A 14,887-nucleotide genomic window follows, 5' to 3' on the forward strand; every position below is an offset into this window, starting at 1 on the left:
TGAATCGTTTCAAGCATTATCTTATCTTTGGGCGTTTAAATTTCAACGATGAACATTTCCTATAACTGGCTCAAACAATTCCTTCAAATTAACTGGGAATCCCATAAAACTGCTGAACTTTTAACAGATCTCGGGTTGGAAGTAGAAGGCGTCACGGCATTTGAATCTGTCAAAGGTGGCCTGGAAGGTATAGTAGTAGGACATGTACTGGAGTGTGAGAAGCATCCCAATGCAGATAAGTTGCAGCTGACCAAGGTAGATATTGGTGGAGATACCGCACTGCAAATCGTATGTGGAGCCCCTAATGTGGCCAAAGGTCAAAAGGTACCCGTGGCAACTATAGGCACCACCCTCTACGATGCCGAAGGAGAGGCATGGACCATTAAGAAAGGAAAGATCCGTGGCGAAGAAAGCCAAGGAATGATCTGCGCAGAAGATGAGCTTGGATTGGGTGAGAGTCATGACGGGATCATGGTCCTGGACAGCAGTCTTAAACCGGGTACCCCCTGTTCTGAAATTTTCAGTATAGAAAATGATGAGGTCTTCGAAATTGGCCTGACACCGAACCGGGCTGATGCCATGAGTCATTACGGAGTGGCAAGAGATCTGAAAGCAGGCCTTCTTCAAAAAGAGATTCACATTCCTCTCAATACACCAAGTGTAAGTAACTTTCATATCGATAATCGATCTTTAAAATTTGAAGTTGAGGTTGATGACGCTCAAATGGCGCCTCGCTATTGCGGAGTCAGTATGAGCAACCTGATTGTTCAGCCTTCACCAGACTGGCTACAGAACAGGTTAAGGGCCATTGGCGTAAAACCCATCAATAATGTTGTGGATGCGACCAACTATGTGCTGCACGAGCTGGGTCAACCTTTACATGCTTTTGATGCTGATCGTATCTATGGGAAAAAGATCAAGGTGAAGACGCTGAAAGCGGGCACTAAATTCGTTACCCTGGACGGGGAAGAGCGTACCTTACATGAAGAGGACCTGATGATATGTGATGCTGAAAAGCCCATGTGCATTGCAGGAGTTTTTGGCGGGATTAATACCGGGGTGACAGAAAATACCAGGGCCATCTTCCTGGAAAGTGCATATTTTAACCCTGTCGCAGTAAGGAAAACTGCCAAAAGACACGGTCTTAACACGGATGCTTCTTTCAGGTTTGAGCGAGGAATAGACATCAACAACGTAGAATACAGCCTTATGCGGGCAGCCCTTTTGATCAGGGAACTGGCCGGGGGTGAGATCAGTTCGGAAATTGTAGACCTCTACCCTAAGAAAAAAGAGGACAGGCAGGTATTCCTGACCTTTGAAAAGATCAACAACCTGATTGGGCAGGAAATTCCAAAGGATACTATCAAATCCATACTGGCTTCCCTGGATATCCAGGTGAAGAGCGTCACTGAATCCGGCCTCGGCCTGTTGATCCCGTTTTACAGGATCGATGTAGAGCGAGAGGTTGATGTGATCGAAGAGATATTAAGGGTATATGGCTACAATAACATACAGTTTGATTCTAAACTGAATGCTTCCATTGCACCGAGCGGAAAGTTTGAGGATTATCGCCTGCAAAACATCGCAGGGGACCTGCTGGCCTCTAAAGGATTTTTTGAGACCCTATCCAACAGTCTTACCAGTCCAAAATACCAGGAACTCATACAGCAAGATGACAGGGGAACCGTCGCCATCATGAACCCATTGAGTACGGAGTTGTCGGCGCTGCGAAGATCCATGATCTTTTCAGGAATGGAAACTATCTCTCATAACATCAACCGTCAGAAACCTAACCTGAAATTATTCGAATTCGGCTCTACTTATCACAAGTTAGAATCAGGATATGACGAGCAACAACACTTATGCTTGTGGGTTACCGGAAACCGAAGCGAAGACAGTTGGGTAGCAGAAAAAAAGAAATCTGATTTTTTCTTTCTGAAGGCAGTGGTAGAACACGTTCTCCAGCGTATTGGGGTAAACACATACGAGGCTGTACCTATAGAAGATGATACCTATTCTGAAGGTCTTTCCCTGAACACCAAGGAGGGCAGCATTGCTAAACTGGGTGTTGTAGCTAAGAATATCACTAAGGCTTTTGACATCAAGAACGAAGTTCTTTACGCCGACCTCGATTGGGAAGCGATCATCAAATTTGCCTCCAGGAACAAAGTGTTATACAAGGAAGTCTCTAAATATCCGGAAGTGAAACGAGATTTTGCGCTATTGCTGGATGAACATGTTATCTTTAAGCAAGTCTATGATCTGGCCTATGCCACTGAAAAGAAACTCCTGAAACAGGTGAACCTCTTTGATGTATACACCGGTAAGAACCTGCCGGAGGGTAAGAAATCTTATGCGGTAAGTTTTACCTTGCTCGATGAGAAAAAGACCCTGACCGATAAGCAGATTGATAAGATCATGAAGAAACTACAATCAAAGTTCGAGACTGAACTGGGAGCCGAGTTGCGTTAGCGAGGTGCGATCACACGGTCTATCACGTGGATAACACCGTTGCATTGGTCAGCATCTGCTGTAGTGATCCTGGCCGTGTTGCCCAGGCAATCGGTCAAGACGATATCGATCCCGTCCATGGTGGCTCTTAATGTGTTTCCTTCCAAGGTGGTAAATGAAGCACTCCCCTCTCCCCTGCACAGGGCTTTCAGGATATCTGATGCCGTAAATTTTCCTGCTATCATATGATAAGTGAGCAAGGCCTTCAGTTCCTGCTTGTTTTCAGGAAGTAACAGCCTTTCCAGCCGCTCAGAACTGAGTGTTTCAAAAGCCTGGTCTGAGGGCGCAAAAACCGTGTAAGGCCCTTGACTGTGTAACCGGTCCGTCAAACCCGCCGCCATTACGGCAGCCATTAAGGTTTTATGTTCGTCAGATTTATCCGCAGTTTCTATTATGGAGTAAGCCGGGCCGATCTCCCCGTAGGTAGACGGGTCATATTGGGCGTTGGTCGTCAGTAGAGTACAGAGCAGGCTTAGGCCTGCCAGTATGGCTTTCAAAGTGTTCATCGGGGCGTGATGTTTAATCGACAAAAGGTGCGATTTCATCGACAATATACAATTATCATCGGATCATGGAAGAAGCTGACCGGGGCTTAGCAGATAATTTAACAAATAATTAACAAATAGCCTCTTTTGGCTTATATTGGATTCGATCCTCCATTTGCTTAATTTTGAAGTAATTGCTAAAAATGGAAAAGAATGAAGTTGAAGAAAACCAATATCGAATCTCGCCTGGCTCATACCAGAAAGGCATCCGAGGGCGAATCCAGGATACTGGAAGAAGTGTATGAAATTCTCAGGAAGGATGAAGCGCATGAACAGCGTATCTCTGAAAACCTTAAAGGAAATCGCGCTGCGGAGAATAATGCCTTTGATTTTGAATTGATAGACACCTCCAAAATTTACCACCTGCACCAGATCAGGGAGACCTGTATCAATTACAGGCTGCGATTCCTGGATATCAGGTACTTTAAAGGAGAAGTACCCCGGGAGGCCGTTGCTAAAATCAAAGCCATAGAAAAAGACCACGGGATAGAACTCAAGGGATTTAAATTGATGGCCCCTTCCAAACTCTTTAAGCTGGAGGACAAAGACGACCCCTTACTCTTTGCACCTATCGGGAATGGGTATTATTACCTGATACATACCTGGGGAAATGATCTGCACCCCTTGAGAAGAATGCTGGTATGGCCATTTAAGAATGTCATCAATCTTTCTGCAGTGGTTGTACTAATCAGCCTGCTGGCTACCTTAATGGTGCCCCAGGGACTTTTCTCAAAATCGAGTACCGCCGCAGAATTCTGGATCATCTTCTTCTTCATGTTCAAATCTATCGCGGCAGTAGTGATCTTCTACGGCTTTGCCCTGGGAAAGAATTTTAACCCGGCCATCTGGAACAGCAAATACTTTAATGCTTAGAAATACATTAAGTGACTATAATAAAAAAAGGGACGATATAATATCATCCCTTTTTTATTGTGTTCTCCGTCTGCTCCTTTATCCCACGGGCACGGCGTACATCTTATCTCGCTGCTCCTTGATCGACGGATCAGACATATAATCATCAAAGCTCAGGTAACGGTCTATAACTCCTTTCGGTGTTAATTCGATCACCCTGTTGGCCACGGTCTGGGCAAATTCATGATCATGGGTAGTCAACAGCACGGTTCCCTTAAAGGTTTTTAAAGAGTTATTAAAGGCCGTAATACTTTCCAGGTCCAAGTGGTTGGTAGGCTCATCGAGCATCAGCACATTGGCACGCATCAACATCATCCTGCTGAGCATACAACGAACTTTCTCGCCTCCGGAAAGGACGGTACATTTTTTTAAGGCTTCTTCCCCGCTGAACAGCATTTTTCCAAGGAAACCTCTTAAATATACCTCTTCCCGCTCTTCTTCCGTTTTGGCGTATTGCCGTAACCAATCTACCAGGTTAATGTTTTCCTCGAAGTAAGCCGAATTATCTGCAGGCAGGTAGCTCTGGTTGGTGGTCACCCCCCATTGAAACTCGCCCTTATCAGCTTTTTGTTTCCCGTTTACGATTTCGTAAAAAGCTGTACTAGCCCTGGAATCCCTGGACAGTATAACCACTTTATCACCCTTGGCCAGGTTAAAATTGACGTTCTGGAAAAGCAGATCTCCATCCTCACTGGTGGCCTGCAATTTTTCCACGTTCAATATCTGGTCCCCGGCTTCTCGTTCGCGGTCAAAAATAATGGCCGGGTATCTCCTGCTAGACGGTTTAATATCTTCTACCTTCAGTTTTTCAAGCATCTTTTTACGAGAAGTTGCCTGCTTACTTTTTGCGACGTTAGCGCTGAATCGCTGAATGAACATCTGCAATTCTTTAGCTTTCTCTTCTGCTTTCTTATTCTGTTGAGCGCGCTGTCTTGAAGCCAGCTGGCTGCTTTCATACCAGAACGAATAGTTTCCGGAATACAGGTTGATCTTTCCAAAATCGATATCGGCGATATGGGTACATACGGCATCCAGGAAGTGCCTGTCATGCGATACCACGATCACCGTGTTCTCATAATCGGCGAGGAAATTCTCTAACCAACTAATGGTTTCGTAATCCAGGTCGTTTGTCGGCTCATCCATGACCAGCACATCCGGACTGCCAAATAATGCTTGCGCAAGAAGCACTCTTACTTTTAACTTGGAATCCAGGTCAGACATTTTAGTATCATGCATGCCGGCCGGAATTCCCAAATGGGATAACAATGCTGCCGCATCGCTGTCTGCATTCCACCCGTTCATCTCTTCGAAAGCCACTTGCAATTCCCCAATCCGGTCGGCATTTTCGTCGCTGTAATCGGCGTAAAGCGCATCGATCTCGTTCTTAATCTTGTACAGGGGCTTGTTCCCCATCACCACTGTTTCCAGGACTGTGTTTTCGTCGTAGGCGTTGTGATCCTGCTCCAGGACAGACATACGTTTTCCCGGCTCCAGGTGAACATGCCCCGAAGTAGCATCCTGCTTTCCACTTAATATCTTGAGAAAAGTTGATTTACCCGCACCATTGGCGCCTATCACCCCATAGCAGTTACCCTGGGCGAAAGTCACGGAGACCTCGTCAAAAAGGACTCTTTTGCCAAATTGAACAGAAAGATTGGAGACCGATAACATATATGCTGCTTTTAAAATTTTTGCAAAAATAGTCAAAATAAACCCGCTTCAGCAAGAATATAGCAGAGCATTTAGGGGTCAAAACGTTAAGCTTTGCCTTATTTTAACGGCGCATTAACAGCCTTGACCTAGGGGTTTTATTAGCTTTGTTTGAGTTTGGCAGATAATCATCTATGAACAAAATTTTATTTTGTCTCTTTATTTTATTGAGTTTTTCGTGCAGGGATGATCAACATCATTCCCCTTCCGTCGTATTTACTGGTGAGATAGTTAATCCTACCGGTGAGTACGTTTATCTATTTAAGAACGACGTGGAAATAGATTCTGCAAAGCTCGATGAGAACAACCGCTTCAGCTTCCGTTTAGACTCGATCAGTGAGGGTCTTCACAATTTTAAACACAACCCGGAATACCAATACATCTACCTGGAGGAGGGTGATAGCCTTGCCGTACGTCTCAATACGACAGACTTTGACGAATCACTCGTATTCTCAGGATCCGGGGAAAAGGTCAATAATTTCCTGATAGAAATGTTCCTTTCGCATGAAGACGAAGAGGAGTACATCAATACATTGTATACCCTGTCACCGTCAGAATTCAGTCAGCAGATCGATTCCCTCCGCAACATCAAGTTAGAATACCTGGAACGTTTGTTGCAGGAGCACGAATTTTCGGATCAGACCAGGGAGATCGCCCAGGCCAGTATTGATTATGATTACTATATCTACAAAGAATTATACCCCTTCTTTCATAAAAAGAGACAAGGGATGGACCAGGTCCCTGAGCTACCCGAGGATTTCTATGCGTACCGGGAGAACATAGACCTGAATAACGAGGATCTTACCTATTTCAGGCCTTACTACAAGTTTATAAATTACCATTTATCTAACAGGACCTATATGCAGTGTGTGGATAATTGTGACATGGCCAACCCCGCGGTAAAGAGTTACCTGCATTTTAACACCCACAAACTAGGCCTTATAGATAGCCTGATCACCCAGAAGGATCTAAGGGACAATGTATTCCGTTACGTCGCCATAGATTACCTGCTCAAAGTACAGGACAACGCAGAAAACAACCAGGAATTCATAGAGAAGTTTCATCAACTCTCAGGGAACAACAAGCACATTAAGGAGATCAATAACCTGTATGAAGGTATCAGGAATATTCAGCCCAACAATGAGCTACCTGCTATCATGGTAGCAGACCAAGGAGGGAATATGGTTCAGCTAAAAGATATTGCCCGAGGCAAGGATGTGGTTTTCTATTTTTGGTCGGCCAACCAGAAAGGGCACTTTGACAGTATGGTATCCCGGGTAAAGGAACTTGAAAAAAAATATCCCGACTATCATTTTATCGGTCTTAACTTCAATACAGAGGACGATACCTGGCAGAATTTAGTAGCGAGTAAGGGACTTAACCCTGAGAACCAGTACCGTTCCAGGAACTTCGAGGAGTTGACCAACACTTTGGTGATCTACCCGATGAACAAGGTGATCATCGCTAAGGACAGCCTTATCGTCGACGCTTTTGCCAATCTCTATACATCATTTTAATCCACCTGTAGTTACAGGTAAATCCATACGGCACAAAAAAAGCCCGGGCTTTATACCCAGGCTAATTTTATAATGATCTTTTACATATAATTTAATTTCCTTTCTTATAATCTTCAAGGAATTTCTTAAGTCCGATATCCGTTAACGGGTGATTTAACAAGCCTGTAATGGAAGAAAGTGGTCCTGTCATCACATCGGCACCAAGCTTGGCGCAATCGATCACATGCATGGTATGCCTGATTGATGCGGCCAGTATCTCAGTCTCAAATCCATAATTATCGTAGATAAGACGAATTTCGGAGATCAGGTTAAGACCGTCTGTAGAAATATCATCTAATCTGCCCAGGAAGGGAGAAACATAGGTTGCCCCTGCCTTGGCAGCCAATAAGGCCTGCCCGGCAGAAAACACCAGTGTACAGTTGGTCCTGATTCCCTTATCCGAAAAATATTTAAGCGCCTTAACACCATCTTTGATCATGGGAACTTTTACCACGATCTGATCGTGCAGTTCTGCCAGTTCTTCACCCTCTTTGACGATCTGGTCAAACTCTGTGGCGATCACCTCAGCTGAGACGTCCCCGTCTACGATGTCGCAGATCGTAACATAGTGCTTCAGTATATTGTCTTTTCCCGTGATGCCTTCTTTGGCCATCAGCGAAGGATTGGTAGTAACCCCGTCAAGAACCCCTAATTCCTGGGCTTCTTTGATCTGATCGAGGTTAGCAGTGTCTATAAAAAATTTCATAAGTGTGTGTTTAGATCTATAATGTATAAGAGACCCCTAAGATAGGGATACTATGCTACAATTTATAATGATTGATCAATAACCTCTCGTATAGTTGATCAGGGAGTAACTTCTTCAGGACCAGGGAAAACTTTTGTAACGGACTACCTACACGGTAATGCACTTTTGGCCGCTTAGTTTGCATAATCTGATATACCTTTTCTGCCACTTTGATGGGGTTTTGACCCGCTTCTACATGCTGGTCCATAAGCTTCAAGGTATTGGAGTAAGCATCTTTGTAAGGCGACCGTTCTGATATGGGTGCATGGTATCGTCCTGCTGCGATGTTCGTAGCAAAATCACCCGGGGCGAGGGAAGTACATTGAATATTAAAGTCCTTTACCTCCATTCTCAATGCCTCGGTCATCAACTCTAACGCCCCTTTGCTCGCTGAATAATACGCGCGATATGGTAGTCCCATATAACCGGCAATGGAGGTAATATTGATGATCTGCCCGTTACCCTGTTCACGCATGATAGGGAGTACAGCATTTATCATGGATAAAGGACCGTGCAGATTAGTGTCAAAAGCTTTGCGAATTTCGTCAGCCGGAGTTTCTTCTATGGGGCCGGTTATCCCTACCCCTGCATTGTTGATCAGGACGTCTATCCTCCCCTCCATCTCCAGAAGCTGAGCGGTGGCTGCGGTGATGGATGCCTGATCACGCACATCGAGCTTTAGAAGTTTGAAGGCCGAGAATTCTTTATTTTTTTCAGGATTCCGGCTGGTACCATAAACGGTATATCCTTTCCCGCTGAGGAATGTGCCAATTGCCAGGCCGATACCGGAACTACCGCCTGTGATCAAGACCACCTTATTTTTCATAGCCTGCAAATTAACAAATTAATGTCCCCTGTCACAAGTGGGCTGCACAAATAAAAGTATCCGGCATATGCTGTGAAAGTAAAGTATTGTAAGGTGTATATGTGAATTGAACAGACCGTGGGTATTGAAGGAGAAATACAGCTCGCCGTATCTGACTTTTGGGCATAAAAAAAAGGCAAGCTACCTACATCGCACCGCTACGACCGCATACCCTTGCTGCGTTCCCGCCCTGGGGGATTCTGCAGGAGCTGGTCGTGTAGGACTTGCCTCGTGCAAAGATACAATCTTTTATATTTGAGGCAATCAATTTCGCCTCTTATTTTATCTTTGCATACAGTTTGTAAAATGTTAACATTGCCGTGATGGCAGGGCTTTCAATAGCACTGGCCGCAATTACCTCTAAACCAGAAATTCATGAGTTTTTTTAAACTGATCAGCTGTAGCAGCTTTTTATTATTATTCCTCGCTTGTGGAGGAACAGATAGCCCTTCTTCCCTATTTGAAATAGAAATAAAAGAAGATCGTGGCGTATTTCACACCCAGGAAGAGGTGGTCGTTGAGCTGGCTAACAAGAAGGATAAGGAAATTCTGGATGTTCAGTATTCCTTAGACGGCAAAGTACTCCCTGCAGCGGATAATACGATTCGGCTGGATACAGATAAATTAGGGAACAGGAAGCTGGTAGCTAAGGTTACCTTTGAAGGAGGTGAAGCCGAAATAAATAAAAATATACTACTCCTGGCTAAAGACGCTCCCAAGATTTATACTTACGAAATAGTGAACACTTACCCTCATCAGAAGAGTTCGTTTACCCAGGGGTTAGAATTTCATAATGATACCCTGTACGAAGGCACGGGGAAGAAGGGGAGTTCTGCTTTGATGAAGATAGATTACAGCTCGGGAGAGGTATTAGACCGAATAGACCTGAACGAAAATTATTTTGGTGAAGGAATCACTATCATGGGGAATACTATTTACCAGCTTACCTGGCAAAGTGGCCTTGGCTTTACTTACAACCTCGATACGTTTGAAAAGACCGGTAGCTTTAAATACGGAAAGAGCAAAGAAGGTTGGGGTCTCTGCAACGATGGGCAGAAGATCTATAAAAGTGACGGTACGGAGAAGATTTGGATCCTGGACCCCACCACACTGACCGAAAAGGATTATATACAGACCGTGACTAACAAGTCAGTTTTTAACAAAGCCAATGAATTAGAGTACGTAGAGGGGAAGATTTATGCCAATGTCTGGCAAAAAGAGAGCATGATGATTATAGACCCGGTCTCCGGTGCCATTGAAGGGGTCATTAATTTTGGCGGGTTAAAAGAAAAAGTAGGTAAACATCCACAACTGGATGTACTGAACGGTGTTGCCTACCACCCCGGGAGGAAGACCTTATTTGTTACAGGGAAATATTGGGATAAAATATTCGAGGTAAAGATCAAACCCAAGAATTGATGCAGCGATTTACACAAAGCCATACGGTTATTGAAGATGATCTTGACGATCTACAGCATGTAAATAATGTGCGTTATGTACAGTGGATACAAGATATTTCTAAGAATCATTGGCTCTCTGTAGCGCCTCCTGCCCTACTGGACCGAGTCATCTGGGTGGTTGTCAATCATAACATCACCTATAAAAGTGCCGCTAAATTGGGAGATCGTATCCGCATGGAAACCTACATCAAGTCTGCCAGGGGCGCCCTCTCTGAACGGGTTGTGGAAATGTACCTGGAAGAGGGGAACGAATTATTGGTGGAATCCCTGACCAAATGGTGTATGCTAGACCCGGCAAGCCTTAAGCCGGCAAGGATTGGTATAGATGTACAGAATTTATTCCTCTGATTCCTCTGAATAGCTCCGCCTGTAGAAAATTTAACACACCATTCATCGAGTAATTTCCGAGATCAAGGTCATTATCAGTACTTTAGGTATAGAAACCATAGAAATTCTATGGTTTTTCTATAACCCCCAATGAAATAACATGACTAATTTTAACCTAGTTATCTTGGGCATGGAATATACCTATACCATAATTGATCAGAACGCAACTTCCAGTTTGCAATTGCAGCACTACCTGGAGGATTATGGGGATTTCCAATGCGTCGCCCAGGCCACTGATCATGAAGACGGCCTTAACACCATCCTGAAACATCATCCGGATATTGTTTTCCTCAACCTGGATCACGGGGCGTCCTTGTATTTCCAAATGGTAAAAGAGTTACACCTGTATATGACAGAGTTCCCTGTTTTGATAGGTATCTCCAGCGGTAAAGATCACGCCTATGACGCCATCAAAAACGATTTCTTTGACTACTGGCTGTTGCCCTTCAATGAATTTGACATGCGCAAAACCCTGCTACGTCTTAAGAAACAATTACCAAAAGAACATGCCGGCACCACCTTATGCCTTAAATCCTATAAGGATTTCCAATACCTGGATACGGATGAGATCCTGTACCTGAAGGCTGATAATAACTCGACCGATTTTTTTATGAAAGACGGCAGTACTATCAGTGCTTTTAAAACCCTTAAAACTTTTGAAACCCAATTGCCAAAAAACTTTATCAGGGTACACCAGAGTTACATCCTTAACATGAATTATGTCTCACGTATCAATTACGGCAAAAGTCTGTGCACCTTGAAAACCGGGAAAATGCAATTGCCTTTTTCAAAAACCTATCGAGAAAATATCGATAGCCTGAAAAAGGTCCTCTCCAAAAATTCGATCACCACCCTTAATTAGCAGAATTCTCTCAGAAAACAGAGTAATTCTCACAAACAGAGCAATTTCACTAAATGAAAGGTAGAAACTTTCAGACTTAGGGTCGTGCTCTGTAGTTTAGAAGCATGAACATATAACCAATTTAAAAAACAAATACGATGAAACAGGTATTCAGCATTTTGGCAATGGTATTATTAACACTGGGATTCTTCTCCTGCACGGCAGAGAATAATATGGAGGAAACTTCAGCATTATACGAGAACGTACAGGCAACAGATGGAGACATTGTTCCGATCATCAGAAGAGACGACCCGGATGATGATGAAGAGGGTACCGATGGTGATATTGTGATCATTGACAGAAGGACTGATGATGATGTTACCGGTGGTAATTAAACCATCCATAACACCGCAGAGTAAGTGCTGATACCCTATCAGACAACATAGAATGGCCTTAGACGAATTGTTTAAGGCTTTTTTTTTGGACTATATTTACAGCAGAACAAACAACCCCTGATGAATTGCCGGTATATATTATTTTGGATATCGCTTGGATTGCTCTTTATTCAGGCTGGCTGCAACCAAAAAAAGCAGAGTAGTGTCAAAGCAGCACCCTCAAAAGACAGTGTAAGCACCTGGATTGATCAAGGCAGGAATACAGAATTGTCCTCAGACAGCAGGAAAAATGTCCTTAATAAGGCCTTTCAGACCATCAGTTCACTGGGCGTTGATTCCATGAGTAATCAATCGATGTCGCGCCTATCACTGGCTTTCCTTGACCTGAATGACTCACTCGGGTTCAGAAAGACCAATGCAGCCGCAATGAGGATGTCGGCTCAGATCAAAGATTCAGCTTCACTGGCCGGTTCGCACTGGGATCTCGCCGTCTTCTTTAATATGAAATCCGTACCGGACAGTGCCTATTACCATTTTTACAAAGCCAAGGAGCTGTACCATGAAATGGGGAAACAGCGGAATGAGGCCAGGGTCCTTTATAATATGGCCGTCATACAAGCCAGCGTCAAAGATTACACGGGGAGCGAGCTCTCTACTTTCCAAGCCATTGATCTACTTAAGCAGCTCGATGAAATAAGACACCTGGGACACTGCTACAATAACTTAGGATCGATCACCAAGGAACTGGAAGAATATAACCAGGCCATAGGCTACTATAACCAGGCGATGGTATATTACCGGCAACTACCGCAGAATAAAGCCCTGGAAAGAAGTATCCTGAACAACATTGGGGTCTTATACCAGGAACAGGGTAAAGACCAGAAAGCCTTGGAATATTTTGACGAAGTCCTGGGAAATTATGAAGCAGGGATAGTTACGAGCGAGTATGCCCGCCTCCTGGCCAATCGCGCTTACAGCCTGTTACGCACAGGAATAACAGACCAGGGAATGAACACGTTTAAGAGGGCCGTAGAACTCCAGGACAGTTTATCGGATCTGAGCGGCTTATCCAGGAGCCATTATAACCTCGCCCGGTACTACCAGGAAAATGGAGATAAGGAGAAAGCGCTCTATCATGTTCGACAGGCAGAAGAGAATGCCATGCAGAGTGATAACAACAAACGATTGTTAGAAAGCATTCGAATGCTTGCCGTCTTAGATCCTGAAAACGCCTCGTCTTATTCCGGGAGATATATTGAACTTAGTGACAGCCTGGCCTTAGAAGAAAGAGCTATACGTAATAAATTTGCGAGGATACGATTTGAGACGGATGAATTCAGGGCTCAGAATATTCTATTGGAAAGGCAACGACAGTTGTGGATAGGTATTGCCGCAGGGGTTATACTACTAGCGTTCGCCATATTCATTATTATCTCTCAACGGGTTAAGAATCAAAAACTAAAATTTGAGAGACAGCAACAAGAGGCAAACCTGGAAATTTTTAACCTGATGCTTGCCCAGAACCAGAAATTGGAAGAGGGGAAACAATCAGAACAGAAAAGAATATCCGAAGAACTTCACGATGCCGTCCTTGGGGAAATGAATGGCATCCGCATGGTTCTGCTTGCTCTGAACAACAAGTCGGATGCGGCCTCCATGGAGATGAGGGACAAGGCCATCAGCCGGCTACAAGAGCTACAGGAAGAAGTGAGGACCATCTCCCACGAACTGAATGACGCCTCCTACCATAAATTTCATAACTTTATTTTATCCGTGGACGAGTTGCTAAAGAAAAATTCCAGAGATGCCGGAATCCGGTACAAACTCAGTTATGATGAAGATGTAGATTGGGACGACCTGTCTGGAGAAATTAAGATCAATTTATACCGATGCCTACAGGAATGTATACAGAATGCGATCAAGCATGGACAAGCATCCGAACTGAAACTGGATTTGCAGGGAAGTGCTACCGAAATACATATAAAACACTCCGATAACGGAACAGGTTTCAGCCCGGGTCGTGGCAAAAAAGGAATAGGTCACAGGAATATAGCTTCAAGGGTGAGCAAAATAAGGGGAAGTTGGGAAATACAGAGCAGCCCGGGCACGGGTACCACGGTACACCTCCATATCCCCAGAGACACTGCTGGGATAAAAAATAAGACCAATGCCAAAGAGACGTCCCAGCACGGGTAATACAAAGACCGCATAGCTATGAATAAGAAGACGATAAGGATACTTGCTGTTGATGACCATGAGATGACAACCCTTGGGTATAAGTTCATCCTGGAGGACTCTGACTTTGACAAGTACACCATCCGTATGGATACAGAAAAAAGCTTTAAAGACGCTAGGCAACGTATCCTGGAATCTGTAAAATACGGGCCTTATGATATACTCCTATTAGACATACAGTTGTCCGGTCCCATGGATGATAATGCCGGCACCGGGGAAGATCTCGGGATCTACGCACGGGAAATATGCCCGGGAACCAAGATTGTGTTCATGTCTTCATTCAGTGATAATTACCGTATCAACAGCATTTTACAATCAGTAGATCCGGACGGGTATATGGTTAAAACAGAGATCGATCAGAAATCGCTGCAGGCCATGGTAAGAACCGTACTGGAGCATCCCCCCTACTACACCCAGAAGGCATTGGCAGCGATCCGTAAAAAAATGGCCAATGATATCTCCCTGGACGAGAATGACCGTAAAATCCTCTACTACCTCTCTATCGGGACAAAGACCAAGGATATTACCCAGTTTGTATCCCTCTCGCTCCCCAGTATCGAAAACCGGAAAAGGCATCTGAAATCGCTTTTCGGAATTGACAAACAGAATGACCAGGCCCTGATTACGGAATCCAGGAGAAGGGGTTTTATCTGAAAACTCCCAGGCTTCCCGAGTTGCTTTTTTATCCCTTGCGTGCACTTCATCGAAATATATAAAAACCATAA

General features: G+C 44.2%; 13 protein-coding genes and 1 other RNA gene. 9 read left to right on the top strand and 5 right to left on the bottom strand.

The window, feature by feature from the left end:
• Positions 1–48: 48 nt before the first annotated feature.
• On the top strand, positions 49–2,472 hold the full coding sequence (gene pheT, locus PP178_RS09040; RefSeq protein WP_272594018.1) for a phenylalanine--tRNA ligase subunit beta: 2,424 nt from the start codon (positions 49–51) through the stop codon (positions 2,470–2,472).
• On the opposite strand, the gene PP178_RS09045 is transcribed toward pheT, so the two are convergent.
• Positions 2,469–3,017, bottom strand: coding sequence for a fasciclin domain-containing protein (locus PP178_RS09045; RefSeq protein ID WP_272594019.1), 549 nt, complete (start codon positions 3,015–3,017; stop codon positions 2,469–2,471). The two genes, pheT and PP178_RS09045, sit on opposite strands and share 4 nt — an antisense overlap.
• 192 nt (positions 3,018–3,209) lie before the next feature.
• Between PP178_RS09045 and PP178_RS09050 the strand changes: the two genes are divergently transcribed.
• Positions 3,210–3,929 carry a hypothetical protein gene (locus PP178_RS09050; RefSeq protein WP_272594020.1) on the top strand — a complete coding sequence of 240 codons (720 nt, stop codon included), beginning with the start codon at positions 3,210–3,212 and terminating at the stop codon, positions 3,927–3,929.
• A 78-nt stretch (positions 3,930–4,007) separates the two neighbouring features.
• Here PP178_RS09050 and PP178_RS09055 read toward each other — a convergent pair whose 3' ends face one another.
• Entirely contained in the window at positions 4,008–5,639 is a 1,632-nt protein-coding gene (locus PP178_RS09055; protein WP_272594021.1) for an ABC-F family ATP-binding cassette domain-containing protein, read from the bottom strand.
• Positions 5,640–5,812: 173 nt separating this feature from the next.
• On the opposite strand from PP178_RS09055, the gene PP178_RS09060 reads away from it, so the two are divergent.
• Positions 5,813–7,195: a TlpA family protein disulfide reductase gene (locus PP178_RS09060; protein WP_272594022.1), complete on the top strand. Its 1,383-nt coding sequence runs from the start codon at positions 5,813–5,815 to the stop codon at positions 7,193–7,195.
• A gap of 91 nt (positions 7,196–7,286) precedes the next feature.
• On the opposite strand, the gene fsa is transcribed toward PP178_RS09060, so the two are convergent.
• From fsa to ffs, 3 genes are all read right to left on the bottom strand, one after another.
• A complete protein-coding gene (fsa, locus tag PP178_RS09065) occupies positions 7,287–7,940 on the bottom strand; it encodes a fructose-6-phosphate aldolase (RefSeq protein ID WP_272594023.1) in 654 nt (217 codons plus the stop codon).
• A gap of 55 nt (positions 7,941–7,995) precedes the next feature.
• A complete protein-coding gene (locus tag PP178_RS09070; RefSeq protein WP_272594024.1) occupies positions 7,996–8,805 on the bottom strand; it encodes an SDR family oxidoreductase in 810 nt (269 codons plus the stop codon).
• Between the two features lie 170 nt (positions 8,806–8,975).
• Positions 8,976–9,074, bottom strand: an RNA gene (ffs, locus tag PP178_RS09075) — signal recognition particle sRNA small type.
• A gap of 145 nt (positions 9,075–9,219) precedes the next feature.
• Between ffs and PP178_RS09080 the strand changes: the two genes are divergently transcribed.
• The 6 genes from PP178_RS09080 to PP178_RS09105 all read left to right on the top strand — a co-directional run bounded on the left by PP178_RS09080 (position 9,220) and on the right by PP178_RS09105 (position 14,816).
• Positions 9,220–10,263, top strand: a complete 1,044-nt coding sequence (locus PP178_RS09080; RefSeq protein ID WP_272594025.1) for a glutaminyl-peptide cyclotransferase — start codon at positions 9,220–9,222, stop codon at positions 10,261–10,263.
• Positions 10,263–10,652 (top strand): acyl-CoA thioesterase, encoded by a 390-nt coding sequence (locus PP178_RS09085; protein WP_272594026.1) that lies wholly within the window; start codon positions 10,263–10,265, stop codon positions 10,650–10,652. The genes PP178_RS09080 and PP178_RS09085 overlap by 1 nt, the downstream gene beginning before the upstream one ends.
• 139 nt (positions 10,653–10,791) lie before the next feature.
• Complete coding sequence (locus tag PP178_RS09090; protein WP_336298527.1) at positions 10,792–11,553, top strand: LytR/AlgR family response regulator transcription factor; 762 nt, start codon at positions 10,792–10,794, stop codon at positions 11,551–11,553.
• A 137-nt stretch (positions 11,554–11,690) separates the two neighbouring features.
• A complete protein-coding gene (locus tag PP178_RS09095; RefSeq protein ID WP_272594027.1) occupies positions 11,691–11,927 on the top strand; it encodes a hypothetical protein in 237 nt (78 codons plus the stop codon).
• A 120-nt stretch (positions 11,928–12,047) separates the two neighbouring features.
• Positions 12,048–14,123 (top strand): tetratricopeptide repeat-containing sensor histidine kinase, encoded by a 2,076-nt coding sequence (locus PP178_RS09100; RefSeq protein WP_272594028.1) that lies wholly within the window; start codon positions 12,048–12,050, stop codon positions 14,121–14,123.
• Between the two features lie 18 nt (positions 14,124–14,141).
• Positions 14,142–14,816 carry a histidine kinase gene (locus tag PP178_RS09105; protein WP_272594029.1) on the top strand — a complete coding sequence of 225 codons (675 nt, stop codon included), beginning with the start codon at positions 14,142–14,144 and terminating at the stop codon, positions 14,814–14,816.
• Positions 14,817–14,887: the final 71 nt, after the last annotated feature.

Origin of the sequence: Zeaxanthinibacter sp. PT1 (assembly GCF_028464225.1) — a bacterium.
Classification (GTDB): domain Bacteria; phylum Bacteroidota; class Bacteroidia; order Flavobacteriales; family Flavobacteriaceae; genus Zeaxanthinibacter.

Bases quoted from the DNA above. Each gene is read 5' to 3' on its own strand.
- pheT (WP_272594018.1), top strand. From the start codon at position 49: ATGAACATTTCCTATAACTGGCTCAAACAATTCCTTCAAATTAACTGG.
- PP178_RS09045 (WP_272594019.1), bottom strand. From the start codon at position 3,017: ATGAACACTTTGAAAGCCATACTGGCAGGCCTAAGCCTGCTCTGTACT.
- PP178_RS09050 (WP_272594020.1), top strand. From the start codon at position 3,210: ATGAAGTTGAAGAAAACCAATATCGAATCTCGCCTGGCTCATACCAGA.
- PP178_RS09055 (WP_272594021.1), bottom strand. From the start codon at position 5,639: ATGTTATCGGTCTCCAATCTTTCTGTTCAATTTGGCAAAAGAGTCCTT.
- PP178_RS09060 (WP_272594022.1), top strand. From the start codon at position 5,813: ATGAACAAAATTTTATTTTGTCTCTTTATTTTATTGAGTTTTTCGTGC.
- fsa (WP_272594023.1), bottom strand. From the start codon at position 7,940: ATGAAATTTTTTATAGACACTGCTAACCTCGATCAGATCAAAGAAGCC.
- PP178_RS09070 (WP_272594024.1), bottom strand. From the start codon at position 8,805: ATGAAAAATAAGGTGGTCTTGATCACAGGCGGTAGTTCCGGTATCGGC.
- PP178_RS09080 (WP_272594025.1), top strand. From the start codon at position 9,220: ATGAGTTTTTTTAAACTGATCAGCTGTAGCAGCTTTTTATTATTATTC.
- PP178_RS09085 (WP_272594026.1), top strand. From the start codon at position 10,263: ATGCAGCGATTTACACAAAGCCATACGGTTATTGAAGATGATCTTGAC.
- PP178_RS09090 (WP_336298527.1), top strand. From the start codon at position 10,792: ATGACTAATTTTAACCTAGTTATCTTGGGCATGGAATATACCTATACC.
- PP178_RS09095 (WP_272594027.1), top strand. From the start codon at position 11,691: ATGAAACAGGTATTCAGCATTTTGGCAATGGTATTATTAACACTGGGA.
- PP178_RS09100 (WP_272594028.1), top strand. From the start codon at position 12,048: ATGAATTGCCGGTATATATTATTTTGGATATCGCTTGGATTGCTCTTT.
- PP178_RS09105 (WP_272594029.1), top strand. From the start codon at position 14,142: ATGAATAAGAAGACGATAAGGATACTTGCTGTTGATGACCATGAGATG.